At 66.1% G+C, this 15,546-nt stretch carries 17 protein-coding genes and 1 pseudogene; 13 read left to right on the top strand and 5 right to left on the bottom strand.

Annotation, left to right across the window (positions count from 1 at the left end):
• The first annotated feature begins 27 nt into the window (after positions 1-27).
• Positions 28-663 (top strand): HD domain-containing protein, encoded by a 636-nt coding sequence (locus tag E3U47_RS06330; protein ID WP_134690145.1) that lies wholly within the window; start codon positions 28-30, stop codon positions 661-663.
• Here the strand turns inward: E3U47_RS06330 and E3U47_RS06325 are convergent.
• Positions 635-1,207, bottom strand: a complete 573-nt coding sequence (locus E3U47_RS06325) for an isochorismatase family protein (RefSeq protein WP_134690144.1) — start codon at positions 1,205-1,207, stop codon at positions 635-637. The two genes, E3U47_RS06330 and E3U47_RS06325, sit on opposite strands and share 29 nt — an antisense overlap.
• A gap of 89 nt (positions 1,208-1,296) precedes the next feature.
• Between E3U47_RS06325 and E3U47_RS06320 the strand changes: the two genes are divergently transcribed.
• Complete coding sequence (locus tag E3U47_RS06320; protein ID WP_134690143.1) at positions 1,297-1,740, top strand: GNAT family N-acetyltransferase; 444 nt, start codon at positions 1,297-1,299, stop codon at positions 1,738-1,740.
• Positions 1,741-1,906: 166 nt separating this feature from the next.
• On the top strand, positions 1,907-2,902 hold the full coding sequence (locus tag E3U47_RS06315) for a hypothetical protein (protein ID WP_134690142.1): 996 nt from the start codon (positions 1,907-1,909) through the stop codon (positions 2,900-2,902).
• A gap of 221 nt (positions 2,903-3,123) precedes the next feature.
• Here the strand turns inward: E3U47_RS06315 and E3U47_RS06310 are convergent, their stop codons facing one another.
• A complete protein-coding gene (locus tag E3U47_RS06310) occupies positions 3,124-3,552 on the bottom strand; it encodes a PACE efflux transporter (RefSeq protein ID WP_134690141.1) in 429 nt (142 codons plus the stop codon).
• Between the two features lie 103 nt (positions 3,553-3,655).
• Between E3U47_RS06310 and E3U47_RS06305 the strand changes: the two genes are divergently transcribed.
• The 3 genes and pseudogenes from E3U47_RS06305 to E3U47_RS25445 all read left to right on the top strand — a co-directional run bounded on the left by E3U47_RS06305 (position 3,656) and on the right by E3U47_RS25445 (position 6,577).
• Entirely contained in the window at positions 3,656-4,555 is a 900-nt protein-coding gene (locus E3U47_RS06305; protein WP_134690140.1) for a LysR family transcriptional regulator, read from the top strand.
• 135 nt (positions 4,556-4,690) lie between these two features.
• Positions 4,691-5,722: pseudogene (locus tag E3U47_RS25450) on the top strand (cache domain-containing protein); the annotation flags it as partial.
• 114 nt (positions 5,723-5,836) lie between these two features.
• Positions 5,837-6,577: a methyl-accepting chemotaxis protein gene (locus E3U47_RS25445; RefSeq protein WP_372239487.1), complete on the top strand. Its 741-nt coding sequence runs from the start codon at positions 5,837-5,839 to the stop codon at positions 6,575-6,577.
• A 75-nt stretch (positions 6,578-6,652) separates the two neighbouring features.
• Here E3U47_RS25445 and E3U47_RS06295 read toward each other — a convergent pair whose 3' ends face one another.
• The 3 genes from E3U47_RS06295 to E3U47_RS06285 all read right to left on the bottom strand — a co-directional run bounded on the left by E3U47_RS06295 (position 6,653) and on the right by E3U47_RS06285 (position 9,352).
• Entirely contained in the window at positions 6,653-7,717 is a 1,065-nt protein-coding gene (locus E3U47_RS06295) for a hypothetical protein (RefSeq protein WP_134690138.1), read from the bottom strand.
• Between the two features lie 104 nt (positions 7,718-7,821).
• Positions 7,822-8,202 carry a RidA family protein gene (locus E3U47_RS06290; RefSeq protein WP_134690137.1) on the bottom strand — a complete coding sequence of 127 codons (381 nt, stop codon included), beginning with the start codon at positions 8,200-8,202 and terminating at the stop codon, positions 7,822-7,824.
• Positions 8,192-9,352: an FAD-binding oxidoreductase gene (locus E3U47_RS06285; protein ID WP_134690136.1), complete on the bottom strand. Its 1,161-nt coding sequence runs from the start codon at positions 9,350-9,352 to the stop codon at positions 8,192-8,194. Before E3U47_RS06285 ends, E3U47_RS06290 begins: the two co-directional genes overlap by 11 nt.
• 113 nt (positions 9,353-9,465) lie before the next feature.
• On the opposite strand from E3U47_RS06285, the gene E3U47_RS06280 reads away from it, so the two are divergent.
• The 7 genes from E3U47_RS06280 to E3U47_RS06250 all read left to right on the top strand — a co-directional run bounded on the left by E3U47_RS06280 (position 9,466) and on the right by E3U47_RS06250 (position 15,545).
• Positions 9,466-10,068 (top strand): helix-turn-helix domain-containing protein, encoded by a 603-nt coding sequence (locus tag E3U47_RS06280; RefSeq protein WP_134690135.1) that lies wholly within the window; start codon positions 9,466-9,468, stop codon positions 10,066-10,068.
• A 264-nt stretch (positions 10,069-10,332) separates the two neighbouring features.
• Positions 10,333-11,118 (top strand): sulfite exporter TauE/SafE family protein, encoded by a 786-nt coding sequence (locus E3U47_RS06275; protein WP_134690134.1) that lies wholly within the window; start codon positions 10,333-10,335, stop codon positions 11,116-11,118.
• A gap of 106 nt (positions 11,119-11,224) precedes the next feature.
• The gene (locus E3U47_RS06270; RefSeq protein WP_134690133.1) at positions 11,225-11,797 is read left to right on the top strand and encodes a biliverdin-producing heme oxygenase; all 573 of its coding nucleotides are present in this window, start codon (positions 11,225-11,227) and stop codon (positions 11,795-11,797) included.
• Positions 11,798-11,901: 104 nt separating this feature from the next.
• Positions 11,902-12,378, top strand: coding sequence for a cupin domain-containing protein (locus tag E3U47_RS25200; RefSeq protein WP_256660232.1), 477 nt, complete (start codon positions 11,902-11,904; stop codon positions 12,376-12,378).
• 114 nt (positions 12,379-12,492) lie between these two features.
• A complete protein-coding gene (locus tag E3U47_RS06260; RefSeq protein WP_256660231.1) occupies positions 12,493-13,419 on the top strand; it encodes a 3-oxoacyl-[acyl-carrier-protein] synthase III C-terminal domain-containing protein in 927 nt (308 codons plus the stop codon).
• 12 nt (positions 13,420-13,431) lie between these two features.
• Positions 13,432-15,108 (top strand): non-ribosomal peptide synthetase, encoded by a 1,677-nt coding sequence (locus tag E3U47_RS06255; protein ID WP_134690132.1) that lies wholly within the window; start codon positions 13,432-13,434, stop codon positions 15,106-15,108.
• A gap of 2 nt (positions 15,109-15,110) precedes the next feature.
• Entirely contained in the window at positions 15,111-15,545 is a 435-nt protein-coding gene (locus E3U47_RS06250) for a VOC family protein (RefSeq protein ID WP_134690131.1), read from the top strand.
• The last annotated feature ends 1 nt before the right edge of the window (position 15,546 follow it).

Below are 15,546 nucleotides of genomic sequence, written 5' to 3'. Positions count from 1 at the left end.
CCACTCACCCAACGAGGAATTCTCACCATGTCCATCGCCGGCATTCAGATCCCCGACACCGCCATGACCCGCGAAATCACCGAGCGGGTTCGCGACACCGCTTCACCGTTGCTGTTCCATCATTCCAGCCGCGTCTACTATTTCGCCGCCCTCGCCGGCCGCCGCCTGGGCCTGAAGTACGACGCCGAGTTGTTGTATTGCGGCTGTATGTTCCACGACATGGGCCTGACCCACGCCCACAGCAGCGACTGCTGCCGCTTCGAGGTCGATGGCGCCAACGCCGCCCGCGATTTCCTGCAGCAGCAGCGCATCGACGAGCGCGATATCGAACGAGTCTGGACCGCCATTGCCCTGCACACCACCCCAGGCATTCCCGAGCACATGCACCCATTGATCGCGCTGCTTACCGCCGGGGTCGAGACCGACGTGCTTGGCCTGCACCACGACGCCCTCGCCGCCGGCGAGCGCGATGCGGTAGTGGCGGCGCATCCGCGCGGCGAGCACTTCAAGGAAGCGATCATCCAGGCATTCCACGATGGCATCCGCCACAAGCCGCAGACCACTTTCGGCAACGTCAAGGCCGACGTCATCGCCGACAAGGACCCGGCGTTCCGTCCCGGCAACTTCTGCAGCCTCATCCGCCAGTCAGGCTGGCCGAGCTGAAACCCAGGGCGTCGACCCCGGCCAGGATCTGCACTTCGTCACCCAGCGACCACTCCGCCGCCCGCGCCGCCAGGGCGGCGGGCACCCCTGGCGAGCCACCCGGCCCCGGTGGCACGTCGTAGGTGGCATGGGCATCGTGGGGCAGCAGCACGGCGAACCCACGTTGCAGCGCGGCGCGCGCGGTAGCGGTCAGGCACATGTCCGAAAGCAACCCGCACAGGGCCAGCCGGCGAACGCCAAGCGCGATCAGCAGCGCGTGCAGTTCGGTTTCACGAAAGCCGTCGTCCTCGCTCTTGAACAGCAGGTGCTCACCCCGAACAGGCGCGAAGTACAGTTGCCAGCCCGCACTGTGCGGGGCGTCCGGGCTACCGGGCACACCGTCGTTCTGCAGGAAGATCACCGGCACCCCGGCCTGGCGGGCACGGGCCAGCAGGCGGGCGATGCTCGCCTGCAAGGCCAGGTGTGCGGGCACCGCATCGGCGCCCTCCATGAAAGCGCACTGCACATCCACCAGCAGCAGGGCATCGGCCTTGGCAAGGGTCATCGGCGCTCCAAGGGTCGCAAGAGAAGTGCCGAGCATAGCGCAATGCCGTACCCTACCCGGCGTTTCCACCACGGAGCCTTGGAGGGCTTATGAAACACAGCATCGCGCCAGTTGGCGCGGAACACTTCGATCGGCTCGCCGATCTCTGGGAAGCCTCGGTGCGGGCGACCCATGACTTTCTGCCCGAGGGCTATATCGACCGCTTGAAGCCGCTGGTGCGCGAGCAGTACCTGGGCTTTGTCCAACTGCGGGCCTGGCACGATGCCCAGGGGCAGATCCAGGGTTTTGCCGGGGTGCATGACGGCAAGCTGGAAATGCTCTTCGTCGAACCGGCGTGCCGGGGCCAGGGCATCGGCAAGGCGTTGCTGGCCCAGGTGATCGAGGAACTGAGCGTGCGCGAGGTCGATGTCAACGAACAGAATCCGCAGGCGGCGGGCTTCTACCTGAAACACGGGTTCGCCCAGGTCGGGCGCAGCGAAGTCGATGGCCAAGGCGACCCCTACCCATTGCTGCACCTGAAACTGGAGCGCTGAACATGCCTTGCCAACCTGCAAAGGGGGCCGCTCTGCGGCCCATCGCAGGGCGAGCCCGCTCCTACCGGTATTGCCCCCAGTACCGGTAGGAGCGGGCTTGTCCCGCGCCCCGTCCAGCAGGACGAACCTATACTGCCGATAGCCCCTTCCCTGGGAGGCCATCCGCGTGAAACCCAGCCTGGTGATCGTCCCGCTGTGCCTGCTGCTGGCCCTGGCCGGCTGCGCTGGCAAACGCCTGCCCGCCGCGCCGCCGCCGCAGAACCTGCCGCCAGCCGTGTGGCAGCGCATCGACCAGGACATTGTCGAAGCCTCGGTTGCCGCCGCAGGCTCGGCCAACGACTATGCCCGGCGCTCGATGCGGGTGTGGAAAGAGCAGGTGCAGCAACGCACCGAGAACGATTTCATCCCCTGGTTCACCGGCTACTGGACCCAGCAATGGCTCACCCTCAAGGTGGCCTGGTACAAGATGAACAGCGGCAACGACCAGGTTCCAGCGGAGAAACGCCTGGGCCTGTACCTGCAAGAGCAATACCGCCAGCGGGTGATCGACCCGGTGGCCGAGCAGATCAACCCCGAAGGCATTCGCGACCGCGCCAGCGAGCTGTACCTGCAACTGCTCGGCCAGCAATTGCCGACGATCATCCAACGCTACAACGCCCCGCCCGAGCAGTTCAGCCAGCGCCTCAACCGCATCCCGATCATCGCCCTGGGCCCGCCGTCGGCGCGCAACGCCTCGCTCTATCAATTACTGCAGGCCAAATCCCTGGAGCAACAACCGGCCTGGCAAGCACTGCGCCAGCACTTGCACCAACAGGCTGCCAAGGCCCCCGGCCAGACCGAGGCGGGGCTGTCGTCGGTGGCCACTCAGGCCAGCGAGAAGCTCGGTGCCACGCTGGCGCCGCGCGGCGCGGCCAGCGCCATCGCCGCCGCGGTGGGCAAGGCGGCCGGGGCGATGATCTCGGTGGCGGTGACCGGCTACGGTCTCATCACCCATGACCGTGAGCAGCCACAGATGGTCGAGCAGTTGCGGGTGATCCTCAACGTGGCGCTGAACCAGGAATGGCAAGAGTTGATGGAGAACCGCCAGAGCGGCGCCATGGCCGGGGTGTACTACCTGTCGGGCCAGGTGGAGGACAGTTTGCTGGGCTATCGAGCGCCCTGATCCGAAGCCGACACGCTCCTTTAGGAGCGGCCTTGCGTCGCGAAAAGGGCTGCGCGGCAGCACCAGGATTTCAGCCCTTGGCAAAGATCGCCGGGGCCGGTGCCTACGCCGGTTGCGGCCCTGCAATGCCCGTAGGAGCCAGCTTGTCGGCGAACCGGCAACGCGGTGGATGGCACCGGCTATGCCGGTGTTCGCCGGCAAGCCGGCTCCTACAGACTGTGTCAGGCAGTCGCCATGGCCGAAGTGGGCAGGCCGAAAATGCGGTCGAACGCCCAGTTGTAGAGGAAGGTGTAGCACGGGATCAGGATGATGAACGCCAGGTCCACCAGGAACGCCTCCAGCAGCGTCATGCCCAGCCACCAGGCAATCAACGGGATCAGGTACACCACCAAGGTCAACTGAAAGCCAATGGCATGCGCCACCCGCCGCGCCACACTGCGCCCACGCGTGGCCTGGCGGCTTTCCCACCACTCGAACAGGCTGTTGTAGATGAAGTTCCAGGCCATGGCGATGGTGGTGATCATCACGGCCAACGGCCCGGTGTGCGAGGCCTCGGTATCGGACAAGTAGGCCAGCCCCAGGGTCGACATGCACAGGCCGATCAGTTCATAGAAGGTCACGTAGACCAGTTTGCGTTTGAGTCCTTGCACGGGATTTACCTTTGCTGCGGGTTGCACGAAAGGCGCGCAGATTGCATCAATTACCTTGACAGAAAAAGTCGACACCTTTCAGATTTACTGAAAGGAGACTGCCATGAACTTTTCCAGCGACACCATCCTGCTATTCCTCGCCGTGCTCGACCGCGGCTCGTTTTCCGCCGCCGCCCGGGCCTCCGGGCGCGTACCCTCGGCGGTCAGCATGGCCATTGGCAACCTTGAGGCGGAGCTTGGCTACGCCCTGTTCCAACGCGGTTCGCGCGAGGCGCGCCCCACCGCCCAGGCCCTGGCCCTGGAACCGCACGCGCGGTTGATCGCCGAGCAATTGGGCCTGCTGCAAGTGCATGCCCTGGAGCTGTCCCGTGGGCTGGAAAGCAGCTTGGCCATCGCCGTGGTGCCGGATATCGACCAGCGCCCGTTGCTGACGGCCATCGCCCGCCTGGGCGAGCGCTATCCACTGCTCGATATCGAGCTGTTGGCGGCCCCTCAGGAGGAGGCCCTGCAACTGCTCGACAGCGGGCGGGCCAACCTGTGCCTGGCCTTCGCCGGGTTGCAGGTCGATCCGCGGCGCAGCTTCCAGTTCATCGCCATGGAGTCGCTGGTAGCGACCCTGTCGCCGCACCACCCGGCCCTGCGCGAAGGGCGTATCCGCCACCTCGAGGACCTGGTCAACCTGCGCCAGATCCTGGTACGCAGCCGCGACCTGCCGCTGTCCGACCCTCGCTCGCTGATCGGCACCTCGCACTGGCGCACCGACAGCCTCGACCTGGCCGTGCAAATGGTCGAGGCGGGCCTGGGCTGGGGTGACCTGCCGCTGTCACGGATCGCGCCCTCGCTGGCCGCCGGGCGCCTGGTGCGCCTGGCGTTCCAGAACACCCGCAACGAACTGCAACTGCCCGTGCACGCGTTCTGGCTCAAGCAGCAACCCCTCGGCCAGGCCGCCCGGGCGCTGGTCGCCTTGCTGACGTCGCTTGGAGACTTTTCCTACAAGCCCTAAGGCGTACCCGCCAACAACTGCGGCATTTAGTCTTTCAACATTTTTCAGAAGCGGCCGATAACCGTGGCAACAGGTCCTGCCAAGCGTGCCAAAAGCGCGCGGCGCCCTCCTTTCACCGGCTCAAGGTCTCGAAACATGAACCTGAAATTCCGCCACAAGATCCTGCTCAGTGCGTGTGCCGTCGTTGTGTTGGCCTTCGCGCTGTTCACCCTGTACAACGACTACCTGCAACGCAACACCATCCGCCAGAACATCGAGTCGTCGGTGCGCCAGGCTGGCGCGCAGACCGCCAGCAGCGTGCAGAACTGGATGAGCGGCCGCATCCTGGTCCTGGAAAACCTGGCCCAGGACATCGCCCAGCAAGGCGCCGGCAACAACGTGCCAGGCCTGGTCGACCAACCGTCGTACACCAGCAACTTCCAGTTCACCTACTTCGGCCAGAACACCGGCCTGTTCACCCAGCGCCCCGACGCCAAGATGCCTGACGGCTACGACCCGCGTCAGCGTCCCTGGTACACCCAGGCCGTGGCCGCCAACCAGACCATGCTGACCCCGCCCTACATGGCGGCGGTCGGTGGCCTGGTGGTGACCATCGCCATGCCGGTCAAGGCCAAGGGCAGCGGCGAGCTGATCGGCGTGGTCGGCGGCGACCTGAGCCTGAACACCCTGGTCGACATCATCAACGCCGTGGACTTCGGCGGCATCGGCCACGCGTTCCTGGTCGACCGCAATGGCCAGGTGATCGTCAGCCCGGACAAGGACCGGGTGATGAAGAACCTCAAGGACATCTACCCAGGCTCGCCGCTGCGCGTGGAAACCGGCATCCAGGAAGTCAGCCTGGACGGCAAGGACCGGATCATTTCCTTCGCCCCGGTCGATGGCCTGCCGTCGGCGCAGTGGTACATCGGGCTGTCGATCGACAAAGAAAAGGCCTACGCACCACTGAGCCAGTTCCGCACCTCGGCGATCATCGCCATGCTCATCGCCGTGGCCGTCATCGCAGGCCTGCTGAGCTTGCTGATCCCGGTATTGATGCGTCCGCTGACCACCATGGGTCGCGCCATGCAGGACATCGCCGAAGGCGAAGGCGACCTGACCCGCCGCCTGGTCGTGGAGCAGAAAGACGAGTTCGGCGAACTGGCCACCTCGTTCAACCGCTTCGTCGAACGTATCCACGCCTCGATCAGCGAAGTATCGTCGGCCACCCGCCTGGTGCATGACCTGTCGGAAAAAGTCGTCGGTGCTTCCAACGCCTCGCTCTCCGGCTCCGAAGAGCAGAGCATGCGCACCAACAGCGTCGCCGCGGCGATCAACGAGCTGGGCGCCGCCACCCAGGAAATCGCCCGCAACGCCGCCGATGCCTCGCAGCATGCCAGCGGTGCCAGCGAACAGGCCAACGGTGGCCGCGAGGTGGTCGAGGAAGCGATCAGCGCCATGACCGCCCTGTCCGAGCGCATCAGCGAGTCGTGCGAGCAAATCGAGACCCTCAATGCCAGCACCGACGAGATCGGCAAGATCCTCGACGTGATCAAGGGCATTTCTCAGCAGACCAACCTGCTGGCGCTCAACGCCGCGATCGAGGCTGCCCGTGCCGGTGAAGCTGGCCGTGGCTTCGCCGTGGTCGCCGACGAAGTGCGCAACCTGGCCCACCGTACCCAGGAATCGGCCGAAGAGATCCACCGCATGATCACCAGCCTGCAGGTGGGCTCGCGCGAAGCGGTGCACACCATGAACACCAGCCAGGTGTCCAGCGAGCAGACCGTGCAGGTGGCCAACCAGGCCGGCGAGCGTTTGGCCAGCGTGACCCAGCGCATCGGCGAGATCGACGGCATGAACCAGTCGGTGGCCACCGCCACCGAGGAACAGACCGCCGTGGTCGAGAGCCTGAACCTGGACATCACCCAGATCAACGCGCTGAACCAGCAAGGGGTGGAGAACCTCAACGAAACCCTGCGCCACTGCGACGCCCTGAGCCAGCAGGCCGGGCGCCTGAAGCAGCTGGTGGGCAGCTTCCGCATTTAAGCCGCCCGTTTCGCCGGCCAGCCGGCTCCTACAGCAACCCCGTGTAGGAGCCGGCATTGCCGACGAAGACGCCGGTCAAACCACCGCCACCTTCCCCGCCTTGCCCCGTCGCAGCCATCCCACCAGCACCGCCACCATCAGCACCAGCCCCAGGTAGCCGAACAGCGGATACACCTGCCCTACCAGGCTGATGAACCCCACCAGGCTGCACGCAAAGCCCACGCCCCCGGTCACCACCGCCCCCCAGCGAAACTTCGCCGTGCCTGCCGGCAGCAACCTCGACAGGAACGAAAACAGTGTGCCCACGGCCGTGTTGACGATCATGCCGAAGATGATCAGGCACATCAGCAACCCCAGCAACGGCGACACCTCGCTGGCAATCGACAGCATCGGCATCGGCAAGGCGGCGACGCTGTCCAGGCGCGACAGCAGCCCCGCGCTCATCACCAGCATCAAGCCGCCCAGCGCCGCGCCACCGAGCAGGCCGCCAAGCACCGCGACCCGGCCCGTGCGCGCCGAGCCGCCGAGGATCGCCAGGATTGGCGCCCCGGCGACGATGTTGTAGGACACATACAGGAACGCCCCGAGCAACCAATGCCGCGCGCCGGGCTCCTGCTGGCTGGCCAGCTGGTCGAGGGCGGCGAAGCTCTGGCCGCGAGTGCACACGGCGTACAAGGCGATGGCCGACGCCACCAGGATCAGCAGCGGCGTAATCACGCCGATGGCGACCATCACCTTCTGCGCCTCGAGGCAGACTATGGCCACCACCAGCACGGTGACCAGCACGCTGCCGGCCAGCGCCGGAATGCCGAACTGCTGCTCCAGCAAGGCACCGCCACCGGCAAGCATGACCACGGTCACGCCGAACATGAAGAAGGTGATGAGCCAGTCGACGCAGCGCCCCAGGTGACGCCCGCAGATGGCCTCGATGACGGCTTTGTGCGAAGTGGCCCGCAGGCGGTTGCCCAACCCGGCCAGGGCCATGCCGAGGAAGGTGAACAAGGCGGCGCTGACCAGCGCGCCGACCAGGCCCCACAGGCCGAAATCGACGAAGAACAACAGCAGTTCCCGCCCGGACGCAAAGCCCGCGCCCACGATCACGCCGACGAATGCGCCGGCGATCTTCAGTTGCTCTTGCATGTGCACCTCTGGTTCTTATTGTTGTATCCGGTCGTTGCAGGGCGTCATGGCAGCCGGCCTGCCCCGCGATACAGACATCGCCGGGCAAGCCCGCCGCCACGGTGTCAGTTGTCCTGGCCGAGATAGGCCTGCACCTCGATCTCCACATCCACCCCCAGCGCCAGCGCCGAGGCCACGGTCGAACGCACCGGCAACGCGGCGCCGAAGAATTCCTTGTATACCTCGTTGAAACCGGCGAAATGGCTCATGTCCGACAGCCACACGGTGGCTTTCACCACCTGGTCGAAACGCGCGCCGCAGGCTTGCAGGCTCTCGCCGATACGCTCGCAAGCGGCACGGGTCTGGGCCTGGATATCGCCCTTCACCACCTCGCCGCCGGCGCTCATCGGGATCTGCCCGGACAGGAACAGGAAACCGCCGGCTTTCACCGCGCGGGAAAAAGGAAACGGCAGGCTGCTGGGAAAACGCTGGATGTCATTGCTCATGGGAAGTCTCCATGGAAGGTTGGCTGAAACGTGCCGGGGACAGCCGAGCAGGCTCGACGCCCTGGCGGACAAGGCTGGCACACAGAGGCTGGCCCAGCAGCAGGTCGGCGGCCAGGCGCGAGGCCCCGGCTGCAGACTGGATGCCATAGCCGCCCTGCGCCGCCAGCCAGAAGAAGGCGGGTGCCACGGGGTCGAAGCCGATCACCAGGTCACCGTCGGCGACGAACGAGCGCAGGCCCGCCCAGCTGTGGCTCGGGCGGCGGATCTCGAGGGTGGTCATGGCTTCGATGTTGTAGATGCCCAGGGCCAGGTCCAGTTCCTCCGGGGCAGCATCCTGGGGCTCGACCGGGTCGGCGTTGGCCGGCGAACCGAGCAACTGGCCGGCGTCGGGCTTGAAGTAGAAGCTCTCGTCGACTCCGATCACCGCCGGCCAGCGCGCGAAGTCGTGCTGCGCCGGGCCGGGGAAGGTGAAGGCGCTGCGTCGGCAAGGCTGCAGGCCGATCCTGGCTACCCCGCACTGCTCGGCCACCCGGTCGGCCCAGGCCCCGGCGGCATTGACCAACTGCCGGGCGTGCACGCGGCTGCCATCGACCAGCTCGACATGCCACAGGTCGTCCAGGTAGTAGGCCTGGACCACTTCGGCGTTGCAGCGCAGCTCGCCACCGGCCTGGCGCAAGCCACGCAAAAAGCCCTGGTGCAGGGCATGCACGTCGAGGTCCATGGCGTCGGTCTCGTGCACCGCCCCTGCCAGCAGCTCACCGCGCAGGCTGGGTACCAAGGCGAGCGCCGCCGCGCTGTCAAGCAGGCTGACGGCGGTGCCGTTGGCCAGGTTCTGCGCGTAGGTCGCGTGCAGCAGGTCGCGCTGTTCCAGGTTGGCGACATACAGGCAGCCGCGCGGTTCCAGCAACGGATGCTCGCAGAACCCCGCCGGCGGCTGTGCGTAGAACGCCCGGCTGGCGCGGGTCAGGGCCTGGATCTGTGGGGTGCCGTAGGCCTCCATGAACATCGCCGCCGAGCGTCCGGTGGAATGGTAGCCCGGCTGCGCCTCGCGCTCGAGGATCAGCACATGGCGCTGGCCAGCCAGGCGGTAGCCCAAGGAGGCACCGGCAATGCCGGCGCCAATGATCAAGGTATCGTGGATCGGTCCCATGCGCGCTCCTGCTGGGATAATTATCATTTGTGAGAATTCTAATATATGAGAATTTAGAATTGCGCAAGCCGACACGCTAAGATGCCCGACCAAAGACTTGCCTGAGCGCCCCGATGCCCGACGCCCCCACCACCGGCCCCCAACTCGACCGCTGCGCCGTCGGCGCGCGCCTGCGCCAGTTGCGCAAGAGCCGGCAAATGACCCTCAAGCAATTGTCGGCACACAGCGGCGTGCCGCTGTCGACCCTGTCGAAGATGGAGCTGGCCCAGGTGTCGGTGAGCTACGAGAAACTGGCCGCCGTCGCCCGCGCGCTGAACCTGGACATCGCCCAGCTGTTTCGCGCCAGCAGCCCAGGCGGCGCCGTGCAACCGGCCACCGTGGTGGTGGATTCGCTGGCCACGGTGGCGGGTTACTCCACCGGTAACTACGACTACTACCCGATCGCCGGCGCCTTCCCGGAACGCCGCATGACCCCGGCCTATGCCCGCATCATCGCCCGCGAACGCGGCCAGTTCGACGATTTCATTCGCCACCCCGGGCAAGAGTTCGCCATGGTCATCAGCGGGCGGGTGCGTATCGAGTTCGAGACCGGCGAGGCGGTGAGCATCGGTCCGCAGGAGACCGCCTATTTCGACAGCCAGGTCGGGCATATCTACCTGTCGGAGAGCGAGGATGGCGGCGATGCCGAAGTGATGGTGGTGATGACCGATCGCTGAAGATCCAATGCTGGCCCATTCCCCTGTAGGAGCGGCCTAGTGTTGCGAAAGGGCTGCGCAGCGGCCCCAGGATTTCAGCGTTGACGCACAGATCGCCGGGGCCGCGTTGCAGCCCTTTCGCGACACCAGGCCGCTACTACAGGAAGAAGCGCATGCCACCAGCGAGCGGTTATAACCTAATAACGAACAAGTCTATTTGGCTATAAAAAAATCTATATGCTGGGCAGCATCCGATCACGGGCAAAGCTGGGCGTCGAGTAGCGTATGGATGTAGGTTCTTTCGGTTTCACCATTGCCGGATTGGTCGTGGGCTTCATCGTCGGCATGACCGGCGTCGGCGGCGGCTCGCTGATGACCCCGATCCTGCTGTGGTTCGGCATCAACCCGGCCACCGCCGTGGGCACCGACCTGCTCTACGCCGCCATCACCAAGGCCAGTGGCGTCTGGGTGCATGGCCGCAACAAGAACATCGACTGGAAGATCACCGGCTGGCTGAGCCTGGGCAGCGTGCCGGCGGCGGCCCTGACCTTGTGGTTCCTCAGCACCCTGCACACCGACACCTCCGCGCTCAACGCCATCATCAAGCAAGGCCTGGCGGTGGTGCTGATCCTCACCGCCCTGGCGATCCTGTTCAAATCGAAACTGCAGGCCTTCGCCAGCAAGCACGCGGGCGATCACTACCACCTCAGCGACCGCACCCTCAACGTGCTGACCGTGGCCACCGGCATCGTCCTCGGGGTGATGGTCACCCTCACCTCCATCGGCGCCGGCGCCCTGGGCACCGTGGCGCTGTTCCTGCTCTACCCGTTCCTGGTCACCCGCCGCCTGGTCGGCACCGAGATCGCCCACGCCGTGCCGTTGACCTTGGTGGCGGGCCTTGGCCATGCCGGCATGGGCAACATGGACTGGTCGCTGCTGGGCTACCTGCTGCTGGGCTCGCTGCCGGGCATTTACCTGGGCAGCCACCTGACCGGGCGCATCTCCGACCGAGTCCTGCGCCCGTGCCTGGCGACCATGCTGTTGCTGATTGGCTACAAGCTGGCGTTCTGAGACGGCCTGCGAGGATTCGCCGGCAAGGCCGGCCCCTACAAGACACGCCAGGACAAACAGGGAGCGATCTGGCACTATCAGCCCTCGCCCCCCCAGAACCTCCGCCATGCCTGACACGCCCCAATCGCTGCTGCTCGCCCTGCGCGAGGCCACCCGGGCCAGCCACAAACGGCTGGAGGCACGCCTGCCGTTTTTCAGCGAAGGGTTCGACCTGGCACGCTACCGCGACCTGATGGTCGCCTATCACGGCTTCCACGCGCCACTGGAGGCCAGCCTGGCCGACTACCAAGGGCGCGAGCGCGACAAGACACCAGCCCTGGCCCGGGACCTGCGCATGCTTGGCGTCGAGGTCGAAGCCTTGCCGCGCTGCCAGCAACTGCCGCGGATCGACGACGAGGCCAGTGCCCTGGGGGTGATGTACGTGCTCGAGGGCTCCACCCTTGGCGGCCAGGTGCTCAAGCAGGCCATGGCCAAGCGCCTGGGTATCGACGCTGACAGCGGTGGCGGTTTTCTCGACGTCTACGGCCCGCTGACCGGCAGCCACTGGCGCAGCTTCCTCGCGCGGCTCGGCGCCTTCGCCCGCCAGCCCGAGCGCGAGGCGCGGACGCTCCAGGCCGCGGTGACCACCTTCGAATGCTTCGAGCGCTGGCTCGAGGCGCGTCATACCTTGCTCGACTAGCTCGCTCACAGGCAGTTTGACATCGCTTTGCCACCAGACTATCTTCGCGTGCTTTTTTTCGAAAAGCCCACGGAAGAATAAGAGTTGCCAAGGAGGCAATACGCGTGTCTCGCCTGTCCGCAATCCCCCTCGCCTGCGTGTTCGTGGCCGCCAGTTCGGCCGTTTTCGCCAGCAACGCCAGCGCCGCTGAAGCGCCATCTCCCAGCACCCTGCCGATCCCGCGCAGCGTTCCGGCCAGCGTGCCGACCGTGAACACCCCGGACACCTCCGAATTCTATACGGCGCTCAACGGCACCCATTACCGCTACCGTTGCCTCTCGCCCTTCACCGCCCCCGGTGAACAGGCCGCGGTCGAGGTTTGCGAAATCCCGCCCGTGGAACTGCAATTGCAAGGTTGGCCCGAAACCGAAGTCATCCAGCTGATCAGCGGACAGGTGCAGATCACCGAAGCCAATGGTGCCCAGCAGCACTACCAGGCCGGTGACATCTTCGTCCTGCCGCAAGGTTTCAAGGGCATCTGGAAACAGCCAGCCACCATCACCAAGGTGACGGTGCGCCACCCGCTGTACTGGAAAGACTGACCACCTCGTAACCCCCGACACCCGCCGCCACCAGGCGCCGGGTGCCAGCGCTCGCGCCCCATCGGCTGGCCTGGCGCGGGCTTGCCTTCACCCTTTGAACAAGATGAGCAAAACGTGAACCCAACCGTTTACCTGGGCGGCATCGCCTGTGAGACCGGCCAAGCCGTGGACATCGAGGCGGCGCAGATGGCGCCACAGACGCGCGCACTGCTGCAATCCGAAGCCAATGGCGTGCGCTGCTTCTCCCACCATCCTGGCCAGCACTGGGAGCTGGTGACCCGCGCGGTGACTCGCGCCCTGGCCGACAGTGGCCGTCAGCCCGACGACATCGGCGCGGTGCTGCTGGTATCGGGCCTGCTCGATGCCCAGAACAACCTCGAGGCCCTGTGGCTCGCGGAACTGGGCCGCACCCTGCAGATGCAGGCCGTGCCCTTCTACGCCGTGGGCCTGGCAGGCTGCGCGGGGTTCCACGCCGGCCTGAAGATGGCCGCGGCGCTGACCGCCAGCGGCGAGGCCGAGCATGTGCTGCTGGTGACCTTCGACCAGGCCGGCGACGCGCTGCAACGGGTCTATGGCGAAGGCAGTGACTTCGTCTACGTGACCGGCGACGCTGCCGCGGCCTGCGTCGTCAGCCGCCAGCCGGCGCAGATGCAGTACGCCCTGCGCGGCAAGGTGCAGTACAGCAGCAACACCGAGCAGATCGAGCATTTCTCCAACGATACCGACATGCGCAGCATCGCCGCGCTGGTCAAGCGCACCTGCCAACACGCCGAGATCGCCCCGCGCGCCGTGCATCACTTCATTTGCAACAACTACACCCTCGAGGCGACCCGGCTGTTCTGCCAGCTCGCCGGGATCAGCTTCAGCAAGGCGGTGACCGCGCCGCTGGCCCAGCATGCCCACTGCTTCAGCGCCGACAACCTGATCAACCTCGGCCACCTGCACGCCGAAGGCGCGCTGCAGCCGGGCGAGCATGCCCTGCTGTTCAGCACCGGGCCGTTCCAACTCGGGGCGTGCCTCATCACCCGCCTTGCCTGCTGAGCGAATGCCCCGATGAATACCGTTATCGAACGCTTCCACGCCAGCGCCCAGCGTCACCCGCACATGCCCGCGCTGATCGCCGGTGACCGCCAGCTCGACTATGCCGGGTTGCTGGCGCGGGTCGATGCCATGGCCGCGCTGCTGCAGCACGAGGTTGCCCGCGAACTCGGGCGGGCCATCGCGCCCACCGACAAGATCGGCCTGTCGCTGGGCAAGGGCATCGACCTCTACGTGGCGATCCTGGCCATCCTGAGCAGCGGCGCCAGCTATGTACCGATCGACCCGGCCTTGAACGAAGACAGTCGCCAACAGTTGCGCGAGCGCTGCCGCTGCGCGCTGGTGCTGACCCCGCAGTGGCTGCACGCCCATGACCAGGCCGACCTCCCGGCCCCCGCGCCCGTGGCGACGATTGCCAGCGACACTGCCTACACCATCTTCACCTCGGGCTCCACCGGGCGCCCGAAAGGCGTCAGCGTCAGCCAGTTGAGCCTGCTCAACCTGGTCGACTGGGCCATCGACGCCTTCGACCTCGGCCCCGGCGCGCGGGTGCTGCAATACTCGACCATCAACTTCGACGCCTCGGTGCTGGATATCTTCCCGGCCCTGCTCAGCGGCGCCGCCTTGTGCATCGCCAGCGACGAAGAGCGGATGTCCGAAGCCGCACTGGCCAGCTTCTGTGCCCGCCACGGCGTCACCCAGGCGTTCCTGCCACCGCCGCTGCTGACCATCTTCGACCCCAGCCGCTTCCCCAGCCTGGCCACCGTGCTGACCGGCGGCGAAGCCTGCCATCCGCGCGCCATCGAGGCCTGGTCGCAGGGCCGACGCCTGTACAACCTCTATGGCCCGACCGAGGCCACGGTGCTGGTCAGCTGCAAGCGCATGAGCGCCGACACCGCCGCGCAGAACATCGGCCAGGCGATTCGTGGCGTGCGCCTGTACGTGCTCGACGAACAGCAGCGCCCGGCCGAACAAGGCGAGCTGCATATCGCCGGCCTGGCCCTGGCCGCCGGCTACCTGGACGATCCTGCCACCAGCGCCGAGCGCTTCATCAGCCTGCCGGCCCTGGACGCCTCGCGGCTGTACCGCAGCGGTGACCTGGTGCAACGCACCGCCCAGGGCGATATCCACTTCCTCGGCCGCCTCGACCGCCAGGTGAAGGTGCGCGGATATCGCATCGAGCTGGAAGAAATCGAAGCGGCGCTGCTGCGCCTGGGTTACCAGGAAGTGGCGGTGACCGCCGACCCGCAGGCCGGGCTGGTGGCCTATATCGTCGCGCCAGCACCCTTGAGCAGCCAGCAGGTGCGCGACCGGCTGGGCCAGCACTTGCCGGACTACAAGGTGCCCCAACAGGTGGTGCGCCTGTCGGCCATGCCCTACAAGCCCAACGGCAAGGTCGACCTGGGCCAGTTGCCCGCTCAGGTTCCGGCCGCGCAAGCGCAGGCTGGCAGCGAAGACCACGGCGACACCTTCGCGCGCCTGGCCGAGCTCTGGGCCAATGAATTGCACGTGCCGCTGGCCTCGCTGAGCCCGACGTCGGATTTCCGCGCCTTGGGCGGTTCGTCGATCAACATCATGCACCTGTTGTCCGCGGTGGAAACCGAGTTCGGCGAGCTGGTCGACTTCATCGATTTCCTCGAAACCCCCACCCTTGCCTTCCTTACCCACACCCTTGCAAGCCGGAGCCAGTAATCATGCTTGAAACACTCAACCACGTAGGCCTCACCGTCCTCAACATCGAAGAAACCCTGGCCTTCTACCGCCAGCTGACCACCGTGGAAATCTACGAAGAGGCGGTACGCATCAGCGGCGACGGCGTGGGCCAGGTCATCAACGTGCACCAACCGGACTACACCTCGTGCATGGTACGCATCGGCCAGCGCGACTTCGAGCTGATCGAGCATCACAGCTCCAAGGGCCGCCATATCATTTCCCAGCACAACGACTCCGGCGGCATCCACCTGGCGTTCATGGTCGACAACATCGACGAGGTGTTTGCGCGGGTCAAGGCCATGGGCATCACCCCCACCACCGAGCAGCCTTACACCGCCCGCGAGCTGGAAGGGTACCGGGCGTTCTTCTTCCGCGACATCAACAACGTGCAGATCGAAATCGGCCAGATCCACTGAA

It is taken from the genome of Pseudomonas sp. RIT623 (assembly GCF_004519305.1).
Lineage (GTDB): Bacteria > Pseudomonadota > Gammaproteobacteria > Pseudomonadales > Pseudomonadaceae > Aquipseudomonas.
Note: the sequence above shows the minus strand (reverse complement) of the source record. Positions and strands in the feature narration are given on the sequence as shown.